The organism is Herbiconiux sp. 11R-BC, from assembly GCF_049472555.1.
GTDB lineage: Bacteria > Actinomycetota > Actinomycetes > Actinomycetales > Microbacteriaceae > Herbiconiux.
In genome coordinates, this window is record NZ_JBCEBO010000008.1 from 171,023 (window position 1) to 195,407 (window position 24,385).

Annotated in this window: 17 protein-coding genes; 3 read left to right on the forward strand and 14 right to left on the reverse strand. The window is 71.7% G+C overall.

The genetic code is table 11. The annotated features are described in order from the left end of the window. Positions 1-4: 4 nt before the first annotated feature. From VD659_RS17310 to VD659_RS17360, 11 genes are all read right to left on the reverse strand, one after another. Positions 5-1,204, reverse strand: coding sequence for an ABC transporter ATP-binding protein (locus VD659_RS17310; protein ID WP_423262279.1), 1,200 nt, complete (start codon positions 1,202-1,204; stop codon positions 5-7). Next, on the reverse strand, positions 1,204-2,352 hold the full coding sequence (locus VD659_RS17315; RefSeq protein WP_423262280.1) for an ABC transporter substrate-binding protein: 1,149 nt from the start codon (positions 2,350-2,352) through the stop codon (positions 1,204-1,206). The genes VD659_RS17310 and VD659_RS17315 overlap by 1 nt, the downstream gene beginning before the upstream one ends. A 237-nt stretch (positions 2,353-2,589) precedes the next feature. Then, positions 2,590-3,099, reverse strand: a complete 510-nt coding sequence (locus VD659_RS17320; RefSeq protein ID WP_423262281.1) for a hypothetical protein — start codon at positions 3,097-3,099, stop codon at positions 2,590-2,592. Between the two features lie 149 nt (positions 3,100-3,248). Continuing rightward, positions 3,249-3,917: an FHA domain-containing protein gene (locus VD659_RS17325; protein ID WP_423262282.1), complete on the reverse strand. Its 669-nt coding sequence runs from the start codon at positions 3,915-3,917 to the stop codon at positions 3,249-3,251. Next, complete coding sequence (locus tag VD659_RS17330) at positions 3,914-6,259, reverse strand: transglutaminase-like domain-containing protein (RefSeq protein ID WP_423262283.1); 2,346 nt, start codon at positions 6,257-6,259, stop codon at positions 3,914-3,916. Before VD659_RS17330 ends, VD659_RS17325 begins: the two co-directional genes overlap by 4 nt. Continuing rightward, complete coding sequence (locus VD659_RS17335) at positions 6,256-7,713, reverse strand: DUF58 domain-containing protein (RefSeq protein WP_423262284.1); 1,458 nt, start codon at positions 7,711-7,713, stop codon at positions 6,256-6,258. Before VD659_RS17335 ends, VD659_RS17330 begins: the two co-directional genes overlap by 4 nt. After that, entirely contained in the window at positions 7,710-8,681 is a 972-nt protein-coding gene (locus VD659_RS17340; protein ID WP_423262285.1) for an AAA family ATPase, read from the reverse strand. Before VD659_RS17340 ends, VD659_RS17335 begins: the two co-directional genes overlap by 4 nt. A gap of 16 nt (positions 8,682-8,697) precedes the next feature. Continuing rightward, positions 8,698-14,706: an Ig-like domain-containing protein gene (locus tag VD659_RS17345; protein ID WP_423262286.1), complete on the reverse strand. Its 6,009-nt coding sequence runs from the start codon at positions 14,704-14,706 to the stop codon at positions 8,698-8,700. After that, positions 14,703-16,184 carry a serine/threonine-protein kinase gene (locus tag VD659_RS17350; protein WP_423262287.1) on the reverse strand — a complete coding sequence of 494 codons (1,482 nt, stop codon included), beginning with the start codon at positions 16,182-16,184 and terminating at the stop codon, positions 14,703-14,705. The genes VD659_RS17345 and VD659_RS17350 overlap by 4 nt, the downstream gene beginning before the upstream one ends. Before the next feature lie 7 nt (positions 16,185-16,191). After that, entirely contained in the window at positions 16,192-16,998 is an 807-nt protein-coding gene (locus VD659_RS17355) for a PP2C family protein-serine/threonine phosphatase (protein WP_423262288.1), read from the reverse strand. Between the two features lie 62 nt (positions 16,999-17,060). Continuing rightward, a complete protein-coding gene (locus VD659_RS17360; RefSeq protein WP_423262289.1) occupies positions 17,061-18,140 on the reverse strand; it encodes an FHA domain-containing protein in 1,080 nt (359 codons plus the stop codon). 142 nt (positions 18,141-18,282) lie between these two features. Here VD659_RS17360 and VD659_RS17365 point away from each other — a divergent pair, with 142 nt between their 5' ends. Genes VD659_RS17365 through VD659_RS17375 form a run of 3 tightly spaced genes read left to right on the forward strand, consistent with a single transcriptional unit; the run spans position 18,283 to position 21,672 of the window. Beyond that, positions 18,283-18,750: an Lrp/AsnC family transcriptional regulator gene (locus VD659_RS17365; protein ID WP_137838495.1), complete on the forward strand. Its 468-nt coding sequence runs from the start codon at positions 18,283-18,285 to the stop codon at positions 18,748-18,750. Next, entirely contained in the window at positions 18,747-20,180 is a 1,434-nt protein-coding gene (locus tag VD659_RS17370; RefSeq protein WP_423262290.1) for an aspartate aminotransferase family protein, read from the forward strand. The genes VD659_RS17365 and VD659_RS17370 overlap by 4 nt, the downstream gene beginning before the upstream one ends. Before the next feature lie 4 nt (positions 20,181-20,184). After that, positions 20,185-21,672, forward strand: coding sequence for an NAD(P)/FAD-dependent oxidoreductase (locus tag VD659_RS17375; RefSeq protein WP_423262291.1), 1,488 nt, complete (start codon positions 20,185-20,187; stop codon positions 21,670-21,672). 37 nt (positions 21,673-21,709) lie between these two features. Here the strand turns inward: VD659_RS17375 and VD659_RS17380 are convergent, their stop codons facing one another. The 3 genes from VD659_RS17380 to VD659_RS17390 form a co-directional block, all read right to left on the reverse strand. Further along, positions 21,710-22,990, reverse strand: coding sequence for a DUF4192 family protein (locus VD659_RS17380; RefSeq protein ID WP_423262292.1), 1,281 nt, complete (start codon positions 22,988-22,990; stop codon positions 21,710-21,712). Positions 22,991-23,160: 170 nt separating this feature from the next. Continuing rightward, on the reverse strand, positions 23,161-23,715 hold the full coding sequence (locus VD659_RS17385) for a YceI family protein (protein WP_137838492.1): 555 nt from the start codon (positions 23,713-23,715) through the stop codon (positions 23,161-23,163). A gap of 105 nt (positions 23,716-23,820) precedes the next feature. Next, positions 23,821-24,318: a hypothetical protein gene (locus VD659_RS17390; protein WP_423262293.1), complete on the reverse strand. Its 498-nt coding sequence runs from the start codon at positions 24,316-24,318 to the stop codon at positions 23,821-23,823. Positions 24,319-24,385: the final 67 nt, after the last annotated feature.

Consider the following 24,385-nt stretch of genomic DNA (forward strand, 5'->3'; position numbering starts at 1 on the left):
CGGCTCAGGCCTGTTCGAGTTCTTCTTCGAGGGCGATCCGCCGTTGGACGGCGATCGATTCGGTGGAGGCGTCGGCCGGGAAGCGCGGCACCGCGCTCGCATCGTCGTCGAGGCCGAAGCCGTGATCGGCGTTCCACGACACCCAGACCTCCGCGCCCACGTGCACGACCGGGCCGAAGACCATGTTCTGGGCGAACACGATCAGCTCGCCCACGCCCGGCACCTCGACCAGGTACTGCGTGCTCACTCCCGAGAACGAGACGTCGGTCACCCGGCCCGGGCCGAGCACGTTACGGCCGGCGACGGGCTGCGGCGCCTCGGTGAGCAGGCTCACCTTCTCGGGGCGCACGCCGATGGCGACCTCGCCCGCATGGCGCTTCGCGCGGGTGCGCGGCACGACGATCGGCACTCCGGCCACGTCGACCGTGATCGCGTCGGCCGTGGAGGCGGTGACGGAGCCGCTGAACAGATTCGACTGCCCGAGGAAGTTCGCCACGAAGGCGGTGCGCGGCAGCTCGTAGAGCTCCTCCGGCGCGCCCATCTGCTCGATGCGGCCCTTGTTCATCACCGCCACGGTGTCGGCCATGGTCATGGCCTCCTCCTGATCGTGGGTGACGTGAAGGAAGGTGAGTCCCACCTCGGTCTGGATGGTCTTGAGCTCCAGCTGCATCTGCCGCCGGAGCTTCAGGTCGAGCGCGCCGAGCGGCTCGTCGAGCAACAGCAGAGCGGGCCGGTTGACGATGGCGCGGGCGAGCGCCACGCGCTGCTGCTGACCGCCCGAGAGCTGAGCCGGCCGCCTCGCGGCCAGATGGTCGAGTTCCACGAGCGCGAGCGCCTCGTGCGCCTTCGCGACCGGGTCGCTCATCTTGCGCCGGCGGAGACCGAAGGCCACGTTCTCGAGGATGGTCATGTGCGGGAAGAGCGCATACGACTGGAACACCGTGTTGACCGGCCGTTGGAACGGCTTCGTCGCCGTCACGTCTTTGCCGCCGATCAGGATCTGGCCGGCCGTCGGCTCCTCGAGCCCGGCCACCAGCCGCAGCGTGGTGGTCTTGCCGCAGCCCGAAGGGCCGAGCAGAGCGAAGAACGAGCCTGCCGGGATCGACAGGTCGAGTTCTTCGATCGCGGTGAAGCCGGGGAACCGCTTCGTGATCCCCACGAGCTCGAGGTCGGCGCCCTTGTCGGCGAAGGAGGCGATGGCCATCAGCTTCCCAGGAGCACTTTCTGGAACTGGGCTCCGTAGTCGTTCTCCTCGGACGGCGTCAGCGTGCGGAAGACGTGAACCGTCGAGAGCGTCTGGTCGTCGGGGAAGATCAGCTGGTTCTCGGCGAGCTGCGGGTCGAGCGCCACGGCGGCCTCCTTGGCCCCCACGACCGGAGTCACGTAGTTGACCCAGGCGGCGAGTTCCGCCGCGACCTCCGGCTCGTAGTAGTAGTTCATGACGGCTTCGGCGTTCGCCTTGTGCGCCGAGCCCATGGGCACGACGAAGGTGTCGTTCCAGAGCGTTCCTCCGGAATCCGGGATCGCGAACTGCCACTTGTCGCCCGCCTGCGCGTTGAGCGAGGTGATGTCGCCCGACCAGCAGATCGCCGCATAGGTGTCTTCGGACTGGAGGTCGTTGAGATAGGCGTTGCCCTTGATGTTGCGGATCTGGCCGTCGGTGACCTGCTGGGTGAAGCTGTCCATCGCGTTCGCGAACTCGGTGTCGCCCCACTGACCGGTGATGTCGACGCCCTGGGAGAGCATGATGAGACCCATCGTGTCGCGCATCTCGGAGAGCACGCCGACGCGGCCCTTGAGCGACGCGTCCCACAGCTCGTCGACGCTCGTCAGACCCTTCGGCACCTTCTCCTTGTTCCAGCAGATGCCGGCGAAGCCGCCCTGCCACGGCAGGGAGAGCTGGCGCCCCTTGTCGAAGTCGGGGTTCGCGAACGAGGGGCTCAGGTTCGAGATGTTCGGGATGTTGGCGTGGTCGAGGGTCTGCACGTAGCCGTTGCGAACCAGGCGCGCGACCATCCAGTCGGTGAGGCATACGGTGTCGGCACCGATGTCCTGGCCGAGGGCGAGGGCGTCTTTCGACTTCGCGTAGTAGCTGTTGTTGTCGTCGACCGCCACGTTGTAGGTGACCGTGATGCCCGACTGGTCTTCGAAGCCCATCAGCGTGGGGTAGTTGCCGGCCGAGTCCTCGTCCATGTAGGCCGGCCAGTTGTCCCACCGCAGGGTCTTCTCCGTGGCGGAGACGTCGGTCGCCGGGGTGAGCGCCTTCTTCTCGGAAGGCGCGCAGGCGGCGAGAGCGAGTGCCGTGGCGCTGATACCGGCCGCTCCGAGGAAGCCACGCCGCGTGAGATTCATCGCTCGGGCCTTCTGCATCGCCTGCGAGTGGCGGATGGCCTGAATGATCATCGGGTCTTGTGGTGGTCTCAAGGTCATGCTCTTCACGCTTTCCTCTTGGCGGACAGGCAGTGTGCGAACCACGCTTCCGAATCGTCACGGACTCGAAAATGGTAGGTCCGATACTGGCACACGCATGCCCCAGTGCGACACAGGGAACAACGAAAAACAGCACTTCGAAACATAGTCTTTACGAAATCAGTGTCGCGGTGACGTGATGACCGTCGTTTTCGTCTGTCTCGACAGAAGATCCAGATCGGCTTCGGAGGTGAGCGCGCAGCGGATCAGCTGCTGCCGATCACCTCGCGGCCAGTGCAGGAGCGCCCACGGTGCGTCGTGGAACTCGAGACGCGCCGGGGGCGGCCGGGAGCCGGTGACGGGACCCGGCGCGATAGGGCCGACGACGACCACCACCGCACCGGCCACGTGGAGCGACCCGTCGTTCGAGAGACGCACCTCCGGCAGGCCGAGAGCGCGCGCCTGCGTGAGCAATGTGCGGGCGAAGGCCAGCACCACCGGCCGGACGCCGCTCAGCCGGAGGACGGGCGCATCCGCGGCGCCCTCACCGGCCGGGCCGGCACGGAGCCGGAGTCGCACGGGGTGACCACGAGGGGTGGCGCCGAGCTCGAACGCCGGAAGGGCCGGCCTGGCGCGCGTGGCGTGGGCGACGGGGGTGGCGCCGATCAGGGCGGCGGTGGAGGTGTGCATGCGTCGATTCAACGCGAGCGGCACGGTCGCGGTGGCGTGCATCCGGGATCCGTGGAGAGCGAGCGGTTCGGCTCCCGATGTGGAGGAGTCGCGGCGGGCCGTCGTCGCACGCGTGCCAGGCGGCGCCGAGGCTCACCACGACACGGAACTCAGTGCACGTCGAAGTACTGGTCGCCGATGCCGACGCGGGTGCCGCGTTCCACGCGCATCCGCTCGCCCGCGCGGAGTTCGAGCGGTTCGGCGCGGTCGGGCTCGAGGCGCGTGCCGTTCGAGGAACCGCGGTCGGCCACCCAGAGACCCCCGTCGTCGACGCCGAACTCGAGGTGCGTCTTCGACACACTGCGCTCGGGGTCGACGATCTGCACGAGGTAGTCGACGCGCTCCCCGGCCGCCGGTGCCGGGTTGCGACCGACGAGGCCGCTGCCGGCCACCCGGATGCTCTCTCCCGTGCTGAACACGAGACTGAACAGGCTTCCGGAGGCGCGCGACGCCGCCGGCGCAGCAGTTGCCGGTGCAGCAGGTGCCGGGACGGCGGCGGCGGCCTCCGTCACGAGACCGGCGGTCTCCGGAGCTGCCGCCGTCGGCAGCGGCGTCTCGGGCTCGGACCGCGGAGTGGCATCGGGGCCCGGGACCGCCGGTGCCACCAGCGCTCCGCCGCGGCTGCGCCGCTCCTCGCCCGCGATCGCGTCGAGGAGGGCCTGCCGGTCGTACCGGGCGGTGTCGCCGAGGGTGGGCCGGGGCGCGATGGCCGAGGTTCCGCACTCGCCGCAGAGCAGGGCCCCGGGGCTCAGGATCGTGCCGCATGTCCTGCACTTCACTGGTCGTCCTGCCTCTTCCTGTCCTTGCCATGATAGGCGCGCAACGATCGCCAGGAGACGCGAGCACGCAGCCGAGCGAACCGCCCACGGGCGATCCGGAGCCGTCTCCGCTCGGCGTCCGACGCCTCCCAGATGGCCCGGAGCTCGGCCTCGCTCGGCTCGACAGGCGCGAAGAGGGCGCCGTCGACACGTTCGGCGAGCGCCGTGGCCGGGCCTCCCCCGAAGCTCCGTGCCGCCTCGCGCCGGGTGGCGCTCGGAGCCGGCGGCTCGCGGAGGTCGCGTGCCGCATCCACCACTTCGGCCCAGCCGCCCGCCGCGCGCGAACGGGCGCTGCCGGAGCTGCGCCGGCGCGCGCGACGCCGGGCCTTGAGCGCGAGCGCCAGAAGGAACGGAGCGAGCAGCACCGCGAGCACTCCGAGCGAGAGACCGGCGATGGCCGCGATGCGCAGGACCGTGGCGATGGCTCCGTCACCGGGGGGCGCGCTGCTGTCGTTCTGCTGCAAGGGAGCGGCGTTGCCCGGATCGGCGAGTTCCTCGGTGGCCGGCGGGATGACCTCGGGCGGCCGCACCGCACTCGAGGATTGGTCCACCGAGGCCTCGGGGATGGGGCGCGGAGCGGGAGTGACATCGAGCGCGACCCAGCCCGCCTCGGCGGTGTAGACCTCGACCCAGGCGTGCGCATCCGCGCCGCGCACCGCGATCGCCGCGCCGCTCCCGCTCCCGGACTCCGAGACGCCGCCCGCGCCGGGCACCGTGAAACCGGTCGCGACCCGCGCCGGGAACCCGGCGGCCTCGGCCAGGAGGGCGCCCGCGGCGGCGTACTGCTCGTCGTCGCCCACCATCGGCGTGGCCGTGAGCAGCTCCTGGATGCGGTCGGCCCCGTGACCCGAACGACTGAAGACCTCGCCGGGGAGCCCGCTGCTCACATACCCCGACTGGAGCCCGGCCACGATTCCGCTGAGCCGCAGCCCCGGGGACAGCGAGTCGGGCGCCCAGGTCGCCGCGCGCACGCCCACCGCATCCGGAGCGGACGCGTTCGCACCGGTGACGAGCGCACCCGGAGTGAGGTCGGTGGTGTCGGTCACCGCCGAGTCGAGCCGGGTGGTCACGGTGTAGGAGTCACCCGTGGTGAGCCCGGCGGTGTCGGCGACGGTGCCGAGGGCGGCGCTCGCGAAGAGGGAGTTCTGCAGGGCGGAGGCGTTCGGCCCGGAGAAGTCGATGGCGCTCGGCACGCCGACGGTGGGAACCCAGACCCCCTGATAGGCGCCGACGACGACGACGACGCGCGAGCCGCTCGCCGCGTCCTGTCCCCCGGGCAGCGTTCCCGGCACCCTGGAGAAGAGAGAGCTCGACCCGGCGGCCCCACCGACGCTGAACACGACGCCGTCATAGGAGTCCATGCGGGCCACGACGATGCGCTCGCCCGGCGCGGCGCCCGAGACCTGCAGCTGCACGGATGCGTCGGCCGGCTGTTTGAGCTGTGCCCGGTACCCCGAGAGCGGGCTCGCATACCGGCTGGCGTCGAAGGGCTGCTGCACCGCGTCTCGGGCGACCACGCGACCCGGCGCGGGCGTCGCGGCCGCGACGGCGAGGGCCGCCACGAGGCCCACGACCACGAGGGCGGCTGCCGGGCCGAGCACTCGCGCCGGCACGCGCCCACGGGACACCACGAGCCAGAGCACCGACACGACGGCGAACGCCCCACCCACGAGCGCCGGGGCGAAGGCATCGGGCCCACCGAGCGCTATTCCCCCGACGAGCACGAGCGCCGGCAGGAGTACGGCGAACGCCGGCCGCGACGACCGCGCCGCCACGGTGACGCCGAGCGTCGAGGCGACCAGCAGCAGCACGAAGGCCGGCACGAGGAGCGCCTGGTAGCTGCCGACGGGCAGCGCGATGGTGAGCAGCTGCTTCCATCCGGTGCCCGTGGTCACCACGAGGTCGACCAGGCCGGAGGCGCTCGGCAGCACGCCGCCGGCCGCCTCGGCCGGCACGGCCAGCGGAACGCCGAGCGCAGCCCAGGCCACCACCACCGCGGCCAGCACGAGATGGCCCGGCCACGACCAGCGGGCCCCGGCGGCTCCGATGAGCACGCCGACGGTCACCGTGACCACGGCCATCACGACGAAGGCGGGCGATTCGTAGATCGGCCACCAGCTCTCCGCCGCGACGAGGGTGAGCACCTCGAACACGAGGGCGGCGGCGAGGATGCGCGGCCAGCCGGGCCCGCGGGGGCGGCGGGATCGCCCGGCTCGCCCGCGACGTCCGGCTCCCACCGAGGCGGGTCGCACAGCCTCGGCCCCGGCCCCGGCCCCGGCGCGGGCCGGCGCCGACGCGCTCATGCGGCCACCGCCCGGCTCAGGATGCGCACGAGATCGTCGAGATAGCCGATGCGTGTGATGCGCAGCGCGTCGATGCGCACGAGCGCCGCCTCGGCCTCCGGCTCGACCACGACCGCCACCACCTCGACGCCGGCCGCGAAGTGCGAGGCGGCCGCGCGCAGCTGGCGGGCCGTGACCGTCGACCCGCACGCCAGGAACACGACCGAGGCATCCGGGGCCGACTCCCCGACCGCACGGGCGAGCGCGGCCACCCGCGCGGTGCCGGCCGACGAGGATTCGGCGATGCGGCTGAGGTCGTCGAGCAGCTGGCGGGGCGTCCGCGTGCGCAGGCGCCCCGGATGCCCGGCCGCTCCGGCCCGAGGGCCGCCCGCGGACGGTCCGGCGGCCGCCCCGGAACGCGGGCGCCCGCCGTCGCGCGCCGTCGCCCGATCGGCAGCCCCCGCGCGGCCCGCGCGGCCGGCTGCTCCCGCGCCGCCGGCCCGGAGCATCCGCCCCCGCCCGACGCCGGTCGACGGCCGCGCGGGCACCCCGGCGAACACCGACACCGCGGTGCCGTCGGTGACGGCCCGCACGCCGATCGACGCCGTGACGCTCACCGCCAGCTCGAATTCCTCTTCGGAGGCGTAGTCTGCGGCGCTCAGCGATTGCATCACGATGAGGTGGCTGCGGCGGGTCTGCTCGAACTGCCGCACGAGGAACGAACCGGTCTTCGCCGTGCTCTTCCAATGGATGTGCCGCCGGTCGTCGCCGGGCAGGTAGGCGCGGAGCGCATGGAACGACATGTCGCTGTCGGTGAGGTCGGCCGTGGGGATGCCCTCGAGGTCGCGCAGCAGCCCGGTGGTGCTCACGCCGACGGGCACCGTGGCGGGATGCACGAAGAGTTCGGCGGTGCCCGAGCGCACCGACTCCCGTCGGGCGAGTCCGAGCGGGTCGCGCCGCAGGATGGTGACGGGCCCGAGCTCGATCACGCCGCGCCGGCTCGTCGGCACGGAGATGACGATCTCGTGCGACTCCCCCGGTCCCACGGCGGGGAGCCGGATGCTCTCGGTGCGCTCCCCCACCACGAAGTCGGCGAGGCGGGCGCGCTGGCGCCGGCCCGATTCGTTGCGCACGCGGACGACCACGGAGGCCGCGGCGCCCGCCGTCACCTCGCGGTCGCGCACGGCGATGTCGATCCGGCCGACGATGCGGCCGAGCAGGAACACCGAGGCCACGGCGGCCACGACCACCGCGAAGACGCCGATCACGAGCAGCTCGGTCCAGCCGAGCCCGAGGCCCCCGGCGAGGCCGAGCACCGCCATCGCGCAGACCACCCAGCCGCTCGCGGAGACGACGACGCTCCGCGGATGCCGCTGTGGGGCATCCGCGGCACCGCCACCGGGCGCGGACACGGACGCGGATGCGGGCGCGCCCAGGCGCGAGCCCGCGCCGGCGGAGTCGCCCCCGGAGGTCATACGGGCGCGACGTCCCCGGGCGGCGGGACGTCGAGGAGCAGCTGCGACACGACGCCGAGCTGGGTCACGCCGTCGAACTCGGCCTCGGGGTCGAGCACGAGCCGGTGCGCGAGCACCGGACCGGCGAGCGACTTCACGTCGTCGGGCACCACGTAGTGCCGGCCGTCGGAGGCCGCGTAGGTCTTGGCCGAGCGGATGAGCGCGAGGGCGGCCCGCACGCTGGCTCCGAGCCGGGTCTCGTCGGCGTCGCGGGTGGCCTGCACGAGCCGCGAGACGTAGTCGTTGATGGTGGGGTCGACGTGCACCGAACGGGCCTCGGCGGCGAGCAGCGACACCCCCTCCGAGGTGATCAACGGCGGTCGTGCCTCACCGTGGGCCTTCTCGGTGGCGCCCGCGAGGATGCGCAGGGTCGTGGCGTGATCGGGGTAGCCGATCGAGGTCTTGATCAGGAATCGGTCGAGCTGAGCCTCCGGCAAGCGGTAGGTTCCGGCCTGCTCGATCGGGTTCTGGGTGGCGATCACCATGAACGGCTCGCCCACCGGATGCCCCTGGCCGTCGACCGTGACCCGCCCCTCCTCCATCACCTCGAGCAGCGCCGACTGCGTCTTCGGCGAGGCCCGGTTGATCTCGTCGGCCAGAACCACGTTCGCGAAGATCGGTCCGGGATGGAAGGTGAACGCCCCGCTGCTCTGGTCGAACACGCTGACGCCCGTGATGTCGCCGGGCAGCAGGTCGGGCGTGAACTGGATGCGGCTCGACGTGCCGCGCACGCTGTCGGCGATGGCACGGGCGAGCGAGGTCTTGCCGGTGCCCGGCGCGTCTTCGAGCAGCAGATGGCCCTCGCTGAACAGCGCCGTGAGCGCGAGTCGCACCACGTGCGACTTGCCGTGCAGCGTCTGCTCGATCGAGGCAGTGAGGCGATCGAAGACGTCGGCGAAGCGCGTCGCCTGCTCGGTCGTCATGGTCATGGAGGGAGCCTTTCCGCTAGCCACGGTACACAAAGTGGTAGGCGCCGATGGTGAGGTCGAGCCAGCTGCTGCCGCGTGGGGCCGGCGCATCCGGGGTGCAGGAGTTCGCTCCGACCACGCCTCCGGTGCCTCCCGGCTCAGCCGGCGGCGTGCCCGTGCCGCAGGAGTAGCGGGGCGTCAGAGTGCCGTTCGGCGGGTCGGCCAGCCAGCCCCAGGCCGTGCCGTCGTAGACCGGCTCCGAGTCGAAGGCGAAGGTGAGGGATGGCTCGGGCGCGGTGACGGGGTCTGACCACGGCCCGCAGACCTCGGTGCTGCCCCACACGTTGCAGGCCTGGATGATGAAGCGATACCTCTCGCCGAACGCCCCGTCGGTGAGTTCGCGCGGGAACCCGCCGAGGGTGAACGACTGGCGGGCCCCGGTGGGCGATCCGCCGCCGTCGACCGGCCGCACCGCGTAGCGCACGTTCGCGGAGGGCGCCGACGGCGTGGGCGCAGAGTCGACGCGCACGTCGACCGTCTTGCCGCTCGGCACCATGGTCATCGAGACTCCGCCGGCGTCGACCTTGCCGGGGCTCGGCGAGGCCACCGCGGTCGTGACGGCCGAGGCCACGCAGCCGGCCGCGTTGTAGCCCCAGACCACGAAGGAGTAGCTCTGGTCGACCTGATCGAGACCGGAGAAGGTCGCACTGCGCGCGTCGCCGCCGAGCGCGAGCTGCGCAGCCACGTCGCCGCCGGCGCGGGGAGGCGAGACGGTGCCGGGCGCCGGCGACGACACCGAGCAGGCCTGGGCGCCGCCCGGCACACTCGTGACTCCGGGGGCGAGCAGCTGCGCGAAGTACCCGGCCACCGCGTCTCCGTTGCCCGCGAACGCCGGCCACGAGACCGTGACCGAACCCAGGCCGCTGCCGAGGTTCGCGACCGCGGAGACCGGCGAGGCGGCAGGCGCGCCATAGGGTGTGCCCGCGCCGGAGACGGAGGGCCAGGCGGAGAGGGAGGGGTAGGCGCCGTTGCGGGCGGTGACCGTGACCGTGGTCGAGGTGCCGTTGGCGAGGCCGCCCACCAGGGCGCTGCAGCCCGAGGCCGTGCATCCGGAGCCGCTCGCGTCGACCGTGGCCACCACCCGGCCGCCGACGGAGACGTCGTACTGCCGCACCGGCGACCCGCCCGAGGGCACTGTGGAGGCCGCCCAGCTGACGCCGAGCGCGCCGTCGCGCGGCACGAGGGTGAGCACGCCCGGCGCCGAGGGCAGCAGGTCGGACCAGACGGGTACCGGATACGACACCCGATCGGACGCCCCGATCGAGTTGATCGCCACGACACTCAGCGTGACCGCGTTGCCGGGCCCGTTGCCGGGCGTGCCCACCACGCACGCGGTGCCGGAGCATCGGGTGGTGACGGACGCTCCGGCCGGGGTCGCCGCCGTGACGTCGAATCCTTGGAGGGGCGCGTTGTTCGCCGGGCCGGGCGAGAACGCGACGGTCATCGTGCGGTCGCCGAAGCCGGTCACGCTGAGGCCGGTCACGGGTCCGGGCCGGTCTTGAACGGCGATGCGCACCGTTCCCCAGGTGGCGCGTTCCGGATCGCCCGTGCCGTCGAGCACCTGGTACTGCACGCTCACGTCGGCGGGCGGGGCATCCGCCGCCACCGTGATCTGCAGGACGCTCTTGTCGGCGCTCGGCACCACGGTCACCCCGGTCGGCAGCGAACCGGCGTCGGCTCCACGCACGGCGATCACCGTGAGCGGCTTCCCCGGGAAGGGGTTGGTGGCGTCGTCGTTGGCGAGCACGTCGACGCTGGTGGTCTTGCCGCGTGGCGCGACCACCGCATCCGTCGCCGGTACCGCGAGCGGCTTCGTCGACGGCACCACGCTCATCTCGATGCGCCCGGCCTTGCCCGGATTCGCGCCGTCGCTCACCCCGATGGAGAAGGCGCCCGTCGTGCCCTTCTTCGTGCCCACATCGACCGAGATGGTGAGGCTCGACCCCAGCAGCACGGCCGAGAACCCCGCCGGCTTCGGATCGAGCAGCTGATAGCCGAGCTGCGCGCCGCCGCCGGGAGCGCTCGTGAGGCGGCTCAGATCGATGACCTTCTGCTGTCCGGGCTCGAACTCGATCATGGCTCCGTTGAACACGGGAGGCTGGTTGTCACGCGGCGTCACCGTGATGGGCAGCACCAGCGTCGCCGTGCGGCTGCCGTCGGTGACCTCGAACGAGACGGAGGCGGGCCCGAAGTACTTGTCGGCGCTGCGGAAGACCACCGTGCGGTCGTCGGCGACGAGCGAACCACCGTCGGCGTGGGTGGCCCGCACGGTGTTCGGGTCGGTGATGGTGACCTGGCGTCCGCCCACCGCGACGACGAAATCGTTGATCGGGATGCTCAGGGTCGCCCCGCTCTGCACCGAGAGCTTGGGAGCCCCGGCGCGCACCTGCGGCAGTGCGTCGTCGGTGCCCGGCACCCAGATGAAGCCGCTCGACCGGATGTTCGGGTCGTCGGGATGCGCGACCGTGAACGGGATCACCTGGCGGCCGGGCAGGACGTCGACCTGGATCCGCCCGCCGACGACACGAGCCACCTGCGAGTACGAGGGCAGCACCGAGAGCCAGAGGCTGCTCGTCGGCCCCTCGGCGAAGAACACGTTGTCGAGCACCGAGACGTCGACCGTCTTCTTGTCGAGGATGTCGGTGAGCGTGAGCACGGTGTCACTCACCCGCGGGCGGGAGAGCGGCGCATCCGGCTGCACGTCGATGGTGGCGAAGCTCGAGCTCGTTCCGCCGCGACCGTTCGCGATCGAGTAGATGAAGCCGTACCGGCCCGGCGTGGCCGGCGCGGCGATCGAGAGCATGTTGTCCGACACCGAAGCGGTGGCGCCGGGTGTGACGGGGGTCACGTCGGTGACGGTGAGCGGGCTGCCGTCGGGGTCGGAGTCGTTGTCGAGCACCCGCACGAGCACCGTCTTGCCGGGCCGCACCTGTGCTTCGTCGGGGGTGGCCACCGGGTTGCGGGCGCCGTCGAGTCGTGCGCTGATGCCCACGCGGATGGTGCCGGTCGCGCGCGCGCCCAGCCGGTCGACCACGGTGTAGCTGAACGAGTCGGTGCCGGTGGAGTAGTCGCCCGCCTGGTAGTCGATCGAGTCGGCGCCGGTGGCGACCACGGTGCCCTTGCCGGGGGCGGAATCGATGCCGAGGAACTGCACCGAGTCGCCGTCGGGGTCGATGCCGGTGAGGGTGATCGGGATGTGCACGGTCTCGCCCGCGATCACGCGCGCGGTCACCTGCGCCGGCACGGGTGCCGCGTTCGCGGTGGGGTCGGCCTCGCGCACGCTGATGGTCACCTGGGCCGTGGCCCACTGGCCGTCGGGTGCGTCCACGCGGTAGACGGCGGTGAAGTCCCCGGGGGTGGACGGGGCCAGGTAGCGCAGCAGATTGCCCGAGACGAAGAGCAGGCCGGCGTCTGCGCCCGGGCCCTGCACGAGCACGGGGTCGAGGGTGAGCGGATCGCCGTCGGGATGCACGTCATTGCGCAGCACGGGGATGTCGACCACGTCCCCCACCCGCACCGAGGCCGTGTCGGGCACGGCGACGGGTGGCTGGCGCGACGCGGGGTCCGGGATCTGCACGACGGTCACGAAGCCCTGCGCGTCGGAGAGTCCGTTGGTGACGGTGTAGCCGAAGGTGATGCGGCCCAGGTCGAGCGGGCGGGTGAGCGTGACGCGGATGAGCCTCTGCTCGATGATCTCCACCCGCACACCGTCCAGCGGGTTCACGCCGGTGACCCCGCTCACGATGAGCACGCCGCCGGCCGGGTCGAAGTCACCGGCGAGCACGTCGACCAGCACGCTCGCGTTCTGCCGCGCGAAGGCGGAGTGGGGCACGGTCACGGGGCGGGTGTTCGCATCCGGCGGCTGCGTGGCGATCACGCGGATGACGCCCGAGGCCGTCCGCGCGCCGTCGGCGACCGCGTAGTCGAGCGACTCCGAACCGGCGGTCTGTGCCGTGATCCGCACCGTCCCCCCGGCGTAGTCGGGAGCGATCGTGAAACCGTCGTGCGCGGGCACGTTCGCGAGCCGCAGCGCCGAGGAACCCCCCGCGACGTGCGGCAACGGGCTCACGTCGACCTCCTGGCCCACGTGCACGAGCACCACGAAGCCCGAGGCGACGAGCGGCACCTCGCCCGGCTGATGCACGACGACGCCGATCGAGCCCGCCGTCGAGGCCTGGCCGTCGCTCACCGTGACGGCGATCTCCTTCGGCCCGGTGCTCTGCCCCGCGTCGGAATAGGTGATCACGCCGTCGGGCGTGTAGGTGACCACGTCGGGTGCGGCGACCCCGGCACTCTGCACGAAGAAGGCATCCCCGTCGGGGTCGTACCAGCTGCTGCGGATGTCGGTGCTCTGCCGGCCGCCGAGCGCCACGTCGATGCCCGGCTTCGAGGCCTGCACGGGCGGCGAGTTCTCGGTGGGAGCGCGCACCGCCACGTGGGCGGTGGCCTCCGCCGTGCCGCCCCGCCCGTCGGAGATGGTGTAGCCGATGGCGAGCTCCCCGGTGGCCGTGGCGGGCAGGGTGAGCTGGAGCTGCTGGTCGTCGGAGATCAGGGCGACGCTCCAGTCGACGCCGTCGGGCACGCGCACGGAGTCGATCACGATGACGTCGCCGTTGGGGTCGTAGTCGTTCAGCAGCACCGGCAGCACCGTCGAGCGGCCGGTCCGGGCGCCGAGCTGGTCGTCGACCGCGACGGGAGGACGCTGAGTGGGGTCGGCCTGCACGGGCTCGTCTGTGACGGCCGAGGACGATTGCTGGTTGGAGGTGGTGTCTGGCAGCAGCGCCTCCCAGTTGTCGATCGGCGCGTTCTGGCGCGTGACATCCCAGGAGCGCCCGGTGACGGCGTCACTCAGCAGGACGCCACCGCCGCCGTTGGTGCGGAACACCAGCTCGTCGCCGGAGGCGGCGCCCGAGAGGGTGCCCTCGGCGCCCGTCGCCGGGGCGGTCGTCACTCCCGTCGCTCCGGCGGTGCCGACGGTGACGGCGGCGGGATCCGCGGCCGCACCGCCGCCGTCCGTGCCGGGCTCGCCGCACGCGCTCCACGAGCGGCCGTCGGTCCAGCCGGCGTACCAGCATCCGCCGACCTGCACCGGCCGCGCGGCGCTGCCGGTGTGCCCCGAGGACAGCGGCTCGACGGAGCCGTCGGCCAGGGTGACGGCGAGAAGTGCCTCGCTGGTCGCGAGCAGAACCCTCGGCGAGGCGTCCGAGGCCGACTGCAACCAGGCTCCCGTACCCGCCGCGGCGACCGGGTTCATCGAGCCCGAGAGGTCGATGGCTCCCTCGGCGGTGATCAGCCGGCGGGTACTGCGGTCGAGCACCACCCAGCGCTCGCCCACGGCGCTGATCGAGACGTCGGCGCCCGCGTCCACCGAGATCGGCGTGCTGGCGGAGGCGCCGGCCGCCGCCGAGGGATTCACCGTGAACACCGAGCCGGTGGCCACCGACACGGCGACGATCGAGCCCGCCGCCGTGATCGCGGTGTCCCCGCCGGCGCCGAGCGTCAGGTCGGGCGGACTCGAGGGATCGAAGGTCGCCAGCGCGCCGGGTGTGGTGATCCACACGTCCCCCGTTGTGCGCGAGGTGATGACGGCGCGCGAGTCGGTGAGCGCGATCCCGACGTCGCCGACGGGGAGAGGGACGGTGTCGGCCACACTCGCGTCGGCCGTGTTCAGGATGCGCGCCTGCCCGCCGCCGAGATCGCTCACGACGACCGTCTGCCCGAGCTGGCTCACCGCGAGCGAGCCCGACTGCATCCGCACGGCCGTGTTCAGCTCGCCGAGCTGCGGGTTCGCGCGGCCGGCCGCCTGGTGCAGGTCGCTCGTCACCCAGACGGCCGCGTCGTCGAGGTGCACCTGACGGGCCGTATAGCCGGTGGACACCACGGCGACGACGGCCACCAGCGCCGCGACGACACCGCTCGCGGCGACCGTGATGGCGAGGGAGCGGTGCGAACGGAGCCAGCCGGCGGTTCGCGCTCGATCGGTCATTCCCGCGCTGCGCACTTCTGCGAGCTCGCTTCGCCCGACTTTCCCGCGCGCACGACGGCGACCGAGATGCACACCGGGGCGGTGCTCGTGGGGTCGGCCGCGAACTCGCGGCTCTTCTGCACCGAGCTCTGGCCGCTGCTGGTCGTGACCCGGTAGCTGTCGCCGTCACCGAGGCCCGGGTCCGCCCAGGTGAAGAGGATGTGGCCGCCCTGGGTGGTGGCCGCGATCTCGCCGACCCGCGGGATTCCGCCGCTGCCGGGGCGCGCGACGAGGAAGATCGCGCCGGCCGCGATCGCGGCGGCGACGACGACGCCCGCCACGACCAGCCAGACCCGGCCGCGGCCGCCTGCCGTGCGAGAGGAGCCGGGGCCGGCGCCCGCGACGCGGGACGCGACCGAACGGTCACGTCCGTCGCTGCCCTCTCCGGCGCCGGAAGCCGGCCCGACGCCCGGCACGGAGCCCGACGCCCAGCCCGCGCGCGATCCGCCGGATCCGGATCCGGCGGGGCCGCGCGCTCCGGTCACGCTCCGGCGGCGGCGACGGGTCGCCTCCGCCACATGGATGACCGTGCGCTCGTCGGAATCGCGCGAGTAGTCGCTCGCCCACTCCGCCATCGCGATCTCGGCGCTCGTCTGCGCGAGGCCCAGCTCGGTCTCGACGGCCTGCAGCTCGCGCAGCAGCTCGAGCGCCGAGGCGGGACGCTGCACGGGGTTCTTCGCCATGCCGCGGGCCAGGATGCGCTCGAGCGACGCGGGCACGTCGGTGCGCCCGGTCGGCGCGAGTCTGGCCTTCACGATCCGGCGCGCCAGATCGCCCGGCGCCGAGCGGCCTCCCGGCTCCTCGAACGGAGAGCGGCCGGCGAGCAGAGAATAGAGCGTGGCCGAGAGCGCCCAGACCTCGGAGGCGACGGTGCCCTGCGTCTGTTCGGAGACCACCTCGGGCGCCGACCACGGGATCGAGAGCCCGACGGCCTCGGCCGCCGCGTTGCCGCGCGTCGACGCCGAGATGCCGAAGTCGGAGAGCACGGGAGCGCCGTATGCCGTCACGAGGATGTTCGACGGCTTCACGTCGCGGTGCAGGATGCCCTGCTCGTGCGCGGTCTGCAGCGCCCCCGCGATCTTCACTCCGATGCGCAGCGCCTCGGCCACCGGCAGCGGTTCGCTGCGGTAGCGCTGGCCCAGCGAGGAGGAGCAGAGCTCCATCACGAGGTAAGGCCGGCCGTCGGAGGAGACGCCGGCTTCGTAGACGGTGAGGATCGACGGATGCGCGCTCAGCTTGGCCATCAGGTCGGCCTCGACCTGGAACATCCGCCGCACCTGATCGTTCACAACCTCGGGCAGCATGACCTTGACGGCCACCTGCCGCCGCGGCATGTTCTGCTCGAACAGGAACACGTCGGCGAACCCGCCCGAGCCCAGCACGCGCACGGGCGTGAACCCGGGGAGCGCGGGTGGGGGTGACGGAAGACGCCGGGCCATGGTGCTCTCAGTTCCGGGTCGACCCGTGGCGCGCCGCGCGCGCGTCGGAGCCCGGTGCCTCGGTCTCGTCGGACTCCACGTCGACCACCACGACGGTCACGTTGTCCCGGCCCCCGTTCGCGAGCGCGGCCGTGACGAGTTCGACGGCGGCGCGCTCCGCGGAGGGGGTGGTGGAGAGATAGTGGCGGATGCCGAAGTCGGTGAGCTCCTTGGTGAGCCCGTCGGAGCACACCAGGATGCGCTGACCGGGGGCCACGGGCAGCAGCTCGTAGTCGGGCACCGGCTTCTCGTGGAAGCCGACCGCGCGCGTGATGACGTTGCTGTCGGGGTGGTGCTCGGCCTGCTCCTTGGTGATGAGACCGGCGTCGATGAGCTCCTGCACCACCGAGTGATCGACCGTGAGCTGACGCAGCTCGTCGTCGGCGAAGAGGTAGACCCGCGAGTCGCCGATGTTGAACACCATCCAGGCGAGGTCGTCGTCGACCTCCGCGAGAGCGACGCCGGTGACCGTCGTGCCCGTGCCGAGGGCGGATTCGTCGCCCACCTTGTCGATGTCGGTCAGGGCCTCGGCGAGCGCCGACTCGATGGCGTCGGCGGTGGTGACGGCTTCGGTGATGCCGCTCAGCCGCTCGACCACGGCGGCGCTGGCGACGTCGCCGGCGGAGTGCCCGCCCATCCCGTCGGCCACGACGAACAAGGGGATCTCGCTCAGTGCGCTGTCTTCGTTGACCGCGCGCTTGTTGCCCTTGTCGGTGAGCGAGGCCCACGACAGGGTGACGCGGCGCGGACTCGCGCCGTCGCGTGTCACGCTCACGCGCGCGCTCGTTCGACCGACTTGGGTCACGGTGACCAACTCCTGACAGCTTTCCGGGAATCCTAAAGGGTGATCCCGGAGTTTCCCCGGTCTCGCGACGAGATGTGGATAACGTTTCCGTCGCCGATTTCGACGATAGCCGACACCGATGCGACCACCGAATCTCCCTGCCGCAGACGGAGGGCGGGCTGCCCCGGCAGGCGCACCGTGGTGCCGTTCGTCGAGCGCAGATCGGTGACCACGACGGTGCGCCCGGTGCGCGCGATCTCCACGTGGTTCGCCGAGACCTTCTGCGACGGCGAGTCGACCGTGACGAGCAGCTGCTCGGCGGCCGAGGAGGAGCGACGGATGCGGGGACTGCGGCCGATGACGACCGCGCCGGTGAGGGCGATCGGCTCGCCGTCACCCACCCGCAGTTCGAACTCGGGCGCGGGCTCCGGCCCGGCGTCGGACTCGGTGCCGGACGCTGGGTCGAGGGACTCGGCCGCCGCTGCGCCCGCTTCCGCCGCTTCCGCAGCGGGCTCGAGGGGCCCGGCCGTCGGTGCCGTCTGCATCCGCGGCCGGAGCACGGTCTCGCCGTCGGCTGTGTCGGGGTCGGGCCCCGTGGCGGCTCCCTCGGGCACGAACAGCCCGACCGAGGTGGCCCAGAGCACCCGACTGGCGCGGGCGATCCCGTGGTCGAGCCGGCGGGCATCCGTGGGCAGGTGCAGAACCGACTCGGGAACCGGGGCCAGCCCGCCGGTCGCGATGGCGACGACGGAGGAGAACTCGGCGAGCGCCCAGGGCTGCATGCCGCCCGACCCGAAACGACGCGTTCCTCCTACCGAGTGCAGGTCGACGGCGGCGGCTCCGCGCGCCACCACGGTGGCCGTCCACGCCGACGGTGGAATCGCGGGGTCGACCGTGTCGTCCTCCGCGCCCTCGGCACGGAAGCGCACGACCGAGAACGAGGCCTCGGCCGCTGCCGTGCGGATCGGGATGCTCGACACGACCGATTCGATCGACGCGTTCGGGGTGGAGAGCGCGTTCCAGACGGCCTGCACGACCTCGTCGCCGGCACCGGCGTCGAGGGTCACGACCGTGGGCCACGCGGCGAGAACCGTCCACTCCCCCTCGGCGGGCACGAATCGCAGACTCCCCATGCGGCGAGAGTACTACCGGCGGATGCGCCCGCCCGCCGCCGTGGCGGGAGTCTGAAAGCCGGACTGTCGATTTCAGCATCATTTGCTGTGATCTGCTTCGGATTCGCTTGCCGGGCACCCCTGCACCTGACAGTATCGAAGCATGAGCACCAAGCCGAGGCCCTCCCTGCTCGACGACACCTCCAAGGCGATCATCGAGCAGCTGCAAGACGACGGCCGTCGCTCGTACGCCGAGATCGGCAAGGCCGTCGGCCTCAGCGAGGCCGCCGTCCGGCAGCGGGTGCAGAAGCTCACCGAATCGGGAGTGATGCAGATCGTCGCCGTCACCGATCCGCTGCAGCTCGGCTTCTACCGCCAGGCGATGATCGGCCTGAAGGTGTCAGGAGACACCCGGGTGGTGGCCGACGCGCTCTCCGCGATGCCGGCCGTCGACTACGTGGTGCTCACCGCCGGAACCTTCGACATCCTCGCCGAGGTCGTGTGCGAAGACGACGACGACCTCATCACCCTGCTGAACTCCGAGATCCGCCGGCTCGAGGGCGTCCAGTCCACCGAAACATTCGTCTATTTGAAGCTGCACAAGCAGCTCTACAACTGGGGTACACGATGACAACGACAGAACAGCCCGTTTCCGCCCGGTCGTACACCGCCGCCGCTCGCGGCTCGCGCACCGAGTCCGAACTCCAGCTGATGGCCAAAGACCACCTCTGGATGCACTTCGCCCGCCAGTCGGTGATGGAGTCGGGCGCCGGAGTGCCCATCATCACCCGCGGAGAAGGCCACCACATCTGGGACTCCACCGGCAAGAAGTACATCGACGGTCTCGCCGGCCTCTTCACCGTGAACGCCGGCCACGGCCGCAAGCGCCTCGCCGAGGTGGCTGCTAAGCAGGCCGAGGAGCTGGCGTTCTTCCCGATCTGGTCGTACGCCCATCCCTCCGCCATCGAGCTCGCCGACCGGCTCGCACACTATGCCCCCGGTTCACTCAACCGCGTGTTCTTCTCCACCGGCGGCGGCGAAGCCGTGGAGACGGCGTTCAAGCTGGCGAAGTACTACTGGAAGCTGCAGGGCCGACCCACCAAGCACAAGGTCATCTCCCGGGCAGTGGCCTATCACGGCACCCCGCAGGGCGCCCTGGCGATCACGGGGATCCCCGCGATGAAGGAGATGTTCGAGCCCGTCACGCCCGGCGGCTTCCGCGTGCCGAACACCAACTACTACCGCGCCCCCGAGATGGGCTTCGAGGGCACGCCGGAGGCCTTCGGTCTGTGGGCGGCGAACCGCATCGAGGAGATGATCCTGTTCGAGGGCCCCGAGACGGTGGCGGCGGTGTTCCTCGAGCCGGTGCAGAACTCGGGCGGATGCTTCCCGCCGCCTCCCGGCTACTTCCAGCGTGTGCGCGAGATCTGCGACCAGTACGACGTCCTGCTCGTCTCCGATGAGGTGATCTGCGCCTTCGGCCGCATCGGAAACTACTTCGCCTGCGAGACCTACGGCTACGAACCCGACATGATCACCTGCGCCAAGGCGATGACCAGCGGGTATTCCCCGATCGGCGCCACGATCATCAACGAGCGGATCTACGAGCCGTTCAAGCACGGCCAGACCGCGTTCTACCACGGCTACACCTTCGGCGGTCACCCCGTGTCGGCCGCCGTGGCGCTCGAGAACCTCGACATCTTCGAGGAGGAGAAGCTCAACGAGCACGTGCAGCAGAACTCGCCGATCTTCCGGCAGACCCTCGAGAAGCTGCTCGACCTGCCGATCGTCGGCGACGTGCGCGGCGACGGCTACTTCTTCGGCATCGAACTGGTGAAGGACAAGGCGACCCGCGAGACCTTCGACGACGACGAGTCGGAGCGCCTGCTGCGCGGCTTCCTCTCGAAGGCGCTCTTCGACGCCGGGCTGTACTGCCGAGCCGACGACCGGGGCGACCCCGTCATCCAGCTCTCCCCTCCTCTCACCATCGGGCCGGCCGAGTTCGACGAGATCGAGCAGATTCTGCGCGGAGTTCTCTCCGAAGCCTGGACTCGGCTCTAACCGGGTGGCCGGCACCGTGCGGGAGCTCCGCGACATCTCGTTCTGGTTCGACTCGCTCGGCGCCGACAGCCACCACGCCGAGGGCGCGCAGGCTGACAGCGACACGGCATCCGCTCACACCGACGCGGCATCTGCTCGCCCCGACCTCTTGGCCCCTCGGGCGCCCCTCTCGGGTGACCTCTCGACGGGCGTGTGCATCATCGGCGGCGGCCTCACCGGACTGTGGACGGCGTACTACCTGAAGAAGCGCAACCCCGAGCTCGCGATCACCGTGGTCGAGAAGCACACCGTGGGGTTCGGGGCCTCCGGCCGCAACGGCGGGTGGTGCTCGGCGCTGTTCCCCCGCTCGACGGAGGCCCTGCGACGGCAGTACGGCGACGAGGCCGCCCGCGCCATGCGCCAGGCGATGATCGACACCGTCGCCGAAGTCGGCCGGGTGACCGCCGCCGAAGGCATCGACTGCGACTTCGCGCACGGCGGCACCCTGGTGTTCGCCCGGGACGGCGTTCAGCGCGCTGCCGCGCTGGCCGACGTCGACGCCGCGCGCGAGTTCGGCGTCGACCAGCTCGAACTCGTGACCCCCGGATCGCACGACGACCCGAGGGCCCGTGCCCTCTCGGCGACCTCCTCGCTCGCCGCCGCCTTCGACCCGGCCTGTGCGCGACTGCACCCCGCCAAGCTCGTGCGCGGACTCGCCCGTGTGGTGGAGCAGCTCGGCGTCGTGATCGCCGAGCGGACCGAGGTGGTGGAGTGGGCGCCTCACCGGGTTCTGTACTCCGGAGCCGGCGGAGAGGGGCTCGTGGAATGCGAGCAGATCGTGATCGCCACCGAGGCGTACGGCTCCCAGCTGCCGGGTGTCGGGCGCCGGATCATGCCCCTCTACTCCCTGATGATCGCCACCGAGCCGCTGCCGGACGCGCTCTGGGACGAGCTCGGCATCGAGCACGGCACCACCTTCAGCGACTACCGGCACCTGCTCATCTACGGCCAGCGGACCGCGGACAACCGCTTCGCCTTCGGCGGCCGTGGCGCCCGCTACCACTGGGGCAGCAGCATCAAGCCGAGCTACGACCGCGTGGACCGCGTGTTCGGGCACCTCGAACGCACCCTCGTGGAGCTCTTCCCCGCCGTGCGCGGAGCGGCAGTCACCCATCGGTGGGGCGGCCCCCTCGGCGTGCCTCGCGACTGGCACGCGACGGCGAGCTTCAACCCGCGCACCGGAGTGGCCTTCGCGGGCGGCTACGTGGGCGACGGCCTGAGCACGACGAACCTCGCCGGGCGCACCCTCGCTGATCTCATCGTCGGCTCCTCGACCGAGCTCACCGCCCTGCCATGGGTGAACCACCTCTCGCCCAAGTGGGAGCCGGAACCGTGGCGCTTCGTGGGAGCGAACCTGGGGCTGGTGGGCACCGGCGCCGCCGACCTCGAGGAGTCGGTCACCGGCCGGCGCTCGCTCGCGGCCCGCCTCCTCGGCCCGCTCACCGGCCACTGAACGCGTCGGCGCGGCCGCCCTCACGGCGGCCGGCGCGTCAGCGCGCACCGGACGGCTCCGCGTCGAGGACACCGCCCGCTCGGGCCCCGGAACGGGGCGCCACGATCCACTCCGGCACGAAGCCGCGCGCGAGCATGGTGCGGAACAGCGCCGCCAGCTCGTAGTCGGGGTCGACCCGGCGACACTCCTCGAGGTAGGCGACGGCCACGCTCCCGCGCCCTCGCGCCCACTCGAGCCACGCGAGCATCGTGAGTGGGGCGCCGGCGATGGGCTCGGGAACGCACTCCACCACTCCTCGCAGCACCTCCACCGAACGACGGAGAGCCGAGCGCTCGGGAGCCGTCTCACCCTCGCCGAGGAAGCTCTCGAGCACCACTCCCCGCCTCCTCCCCCGGCACACCGCAGAGTCGCCCGCCTCGCGCAGAGCGACGACGCCGGCGTCGAGACCCCAGGCGGAGAGGAGGAGCACGGCGTCGCGCAACGGCTTGTGCCGCAGCGACCAGGCCAGGGAGATCGAGCGCACATCGGTGGGCAGCGTGCCCTCGGAGCGGAGCACGGCGTGCCAGTGGAGCAGCTGCTCGACCGGGCCGTCGTCGCGGCCGTCGCGCCCCGGCCGCTGCAGCCCCGCGAGGGTGGCCAGGGCGCGGGTGCGGCGCTCCGCGGTGGCCGCGGTGATCGGAACGAAGGGGCCGTGGTGCGGATCGGCATGCGGCGGCGGCACTGCGTTCGCGGCGGAGTGCGCACCGGTCGAACGGCCACCGGGATCGGCGGCCGGTGGCATCCCCGTGCGGGCGCCGGTCGGCGCGGGGATCGGCGAGCCGGCCGCGGCGACGGAGGACGGCGACTGCGGGCCGGGTACCGCGCATCCGGGGGCCTCCGGCATCGCTTGCCAGCGCATCCGCGTGACCCCCCGGTGCAGCTCGGCCCAGCGCGCGCCGTTCACCCAGAAGGCGCGCCGGACCGCGAAGCCCGCAGCGTCGAGTCGCGCGGCGACCGACTCGGCGACCCCGGAGACGGCAGGCCTACCGTCGCGCCCCGGGGGTTCGGCGTAGACCACCAGCTCGACATCGACGGCTCCCTCGATGCGGGCGAGCATGCCGGTGACGGCCTCGGCGAGGTGCCGGCGCGCGAACTCGCCGTGAGCTGCCGAGAGCGCACCGGGCGGCAGGTCGATGCGCAGCACGGCGAGCGGTCTTCGGCGACGGCGCACGCGCAGCACGAGAGAGCTCTGCGGCCGGAACCCCAGAAGGTCGTCGACCTCGGCGAATGCCGACGGGCCGGTGGTGGAGGTGCGGGAGGGTGCGGTGATCGTGGTCATGCGACCAGTGTCCTGAGCACCATCAGGCCACGGGGGTGAAACCGGCGATCTGTGGACAGGGCCACCGGATCCCGGCCTGTGGAGAAGTCTCGGGGAGAAACGCGAAAGGCGTCGCGGCCCGGGGTGAACCCGGCCCGCGACGCCCTCGAAGAGGGGCGAAGCCCCGCAGATTACGGCTGCAGGACGGCCTGCACGTCGATGGTGATGGTGACCTTGTCGCCGACCAGCACGCCGCCGGTCTCGAGAGCGGCGTTCCAGTTCACACCGAAGTCGTTGCGGTCGATCTCGGTCTTGGCCTCGAAGCCGCCCTTGTAGTTGCCGTAGGCGTCGGTGCCGAAGCCGCCGAACTCGAAGTCGAAGGTGACGGGCTTGGTGACGCCCTTGATGGTGAGATCGCCGTCGACCTTGTAGTCGCCGCCCACGTTGCGCACGCCGGTCGAGACGAAGGTGATCTGGGGGAACTCGGGGGCGTTGAAGAAGTCGTTGGTCGCGAGGTGGCCGTCGCGGTTCTTGTCGTTGGTGTTCACCGAGGCGACCTCGGCGGTGGCCGACACGGTGGTGTCGAGCGGGTTCTCGCCGGTCACGAAAGTGGCGGTGAAGGTGTCGAAGGTGCCCTTGACCTTGCTGATGAGCATGTGGCGCACGCTGAAGGCGACCTCGGAGTGGGAGGGGTCGATGGTCCAGGTGCCGACCTTGTAGCCGGGGATCTCGATGGTGTCAGTCATGGTGTTCTCTCTTCGTGAGTCGTGGACGTGAGCGAGGCGCGAAGGTGGCCTGTGTCAATACAAATGCATCGACCTGGAGATTTATTCCGAACTCGCCCGGCATTCCTAACGGAGGATCTCCACCATCAGCACCCACGCGTTCAGGATCGACACGACGAAGATCGCGATGAACCCCGCCGCCACGCCCAACAGCCCGGCGGATGCGCCGGCCGCCACGAACGCGCCGCCCACCAGTACGGGCAGCAGCTGCCCCACGCCCAGCACGCTCTGGGCCACCTTGTCCCGCAGCGACGCGCCTTCGCTGGTCGCGAACATCTCCTTGATCGCCACCACCTGCAGTGCCAGCCCGCCCGCGGCGAAGAGCACCAGTTCGAGGCCGAGGGCCACGGCGAGCTGGCCCGGGATGAGGATGGCCGCCGACGACACCACGATGACCACCACCGAGGCGATCGTCGCGCCCGCCCGGGCCGGCAGCGCCTGGCCGGAGATGATCTCCTTGATGTTCACCGACATCGCCACGATGATGAGCCCGGCGAGCGCGCCGGCCGCTCCGGCGGTGGCGACGGCGAAGTCGTTCCAGCCCTCGGTCACGACGGGATCCATGGCGACATGGTATCGGGACGCGCGCATCCCTTCGCCTTCTCTTTCGGGTTCGTCGCTTAGCCTGGAC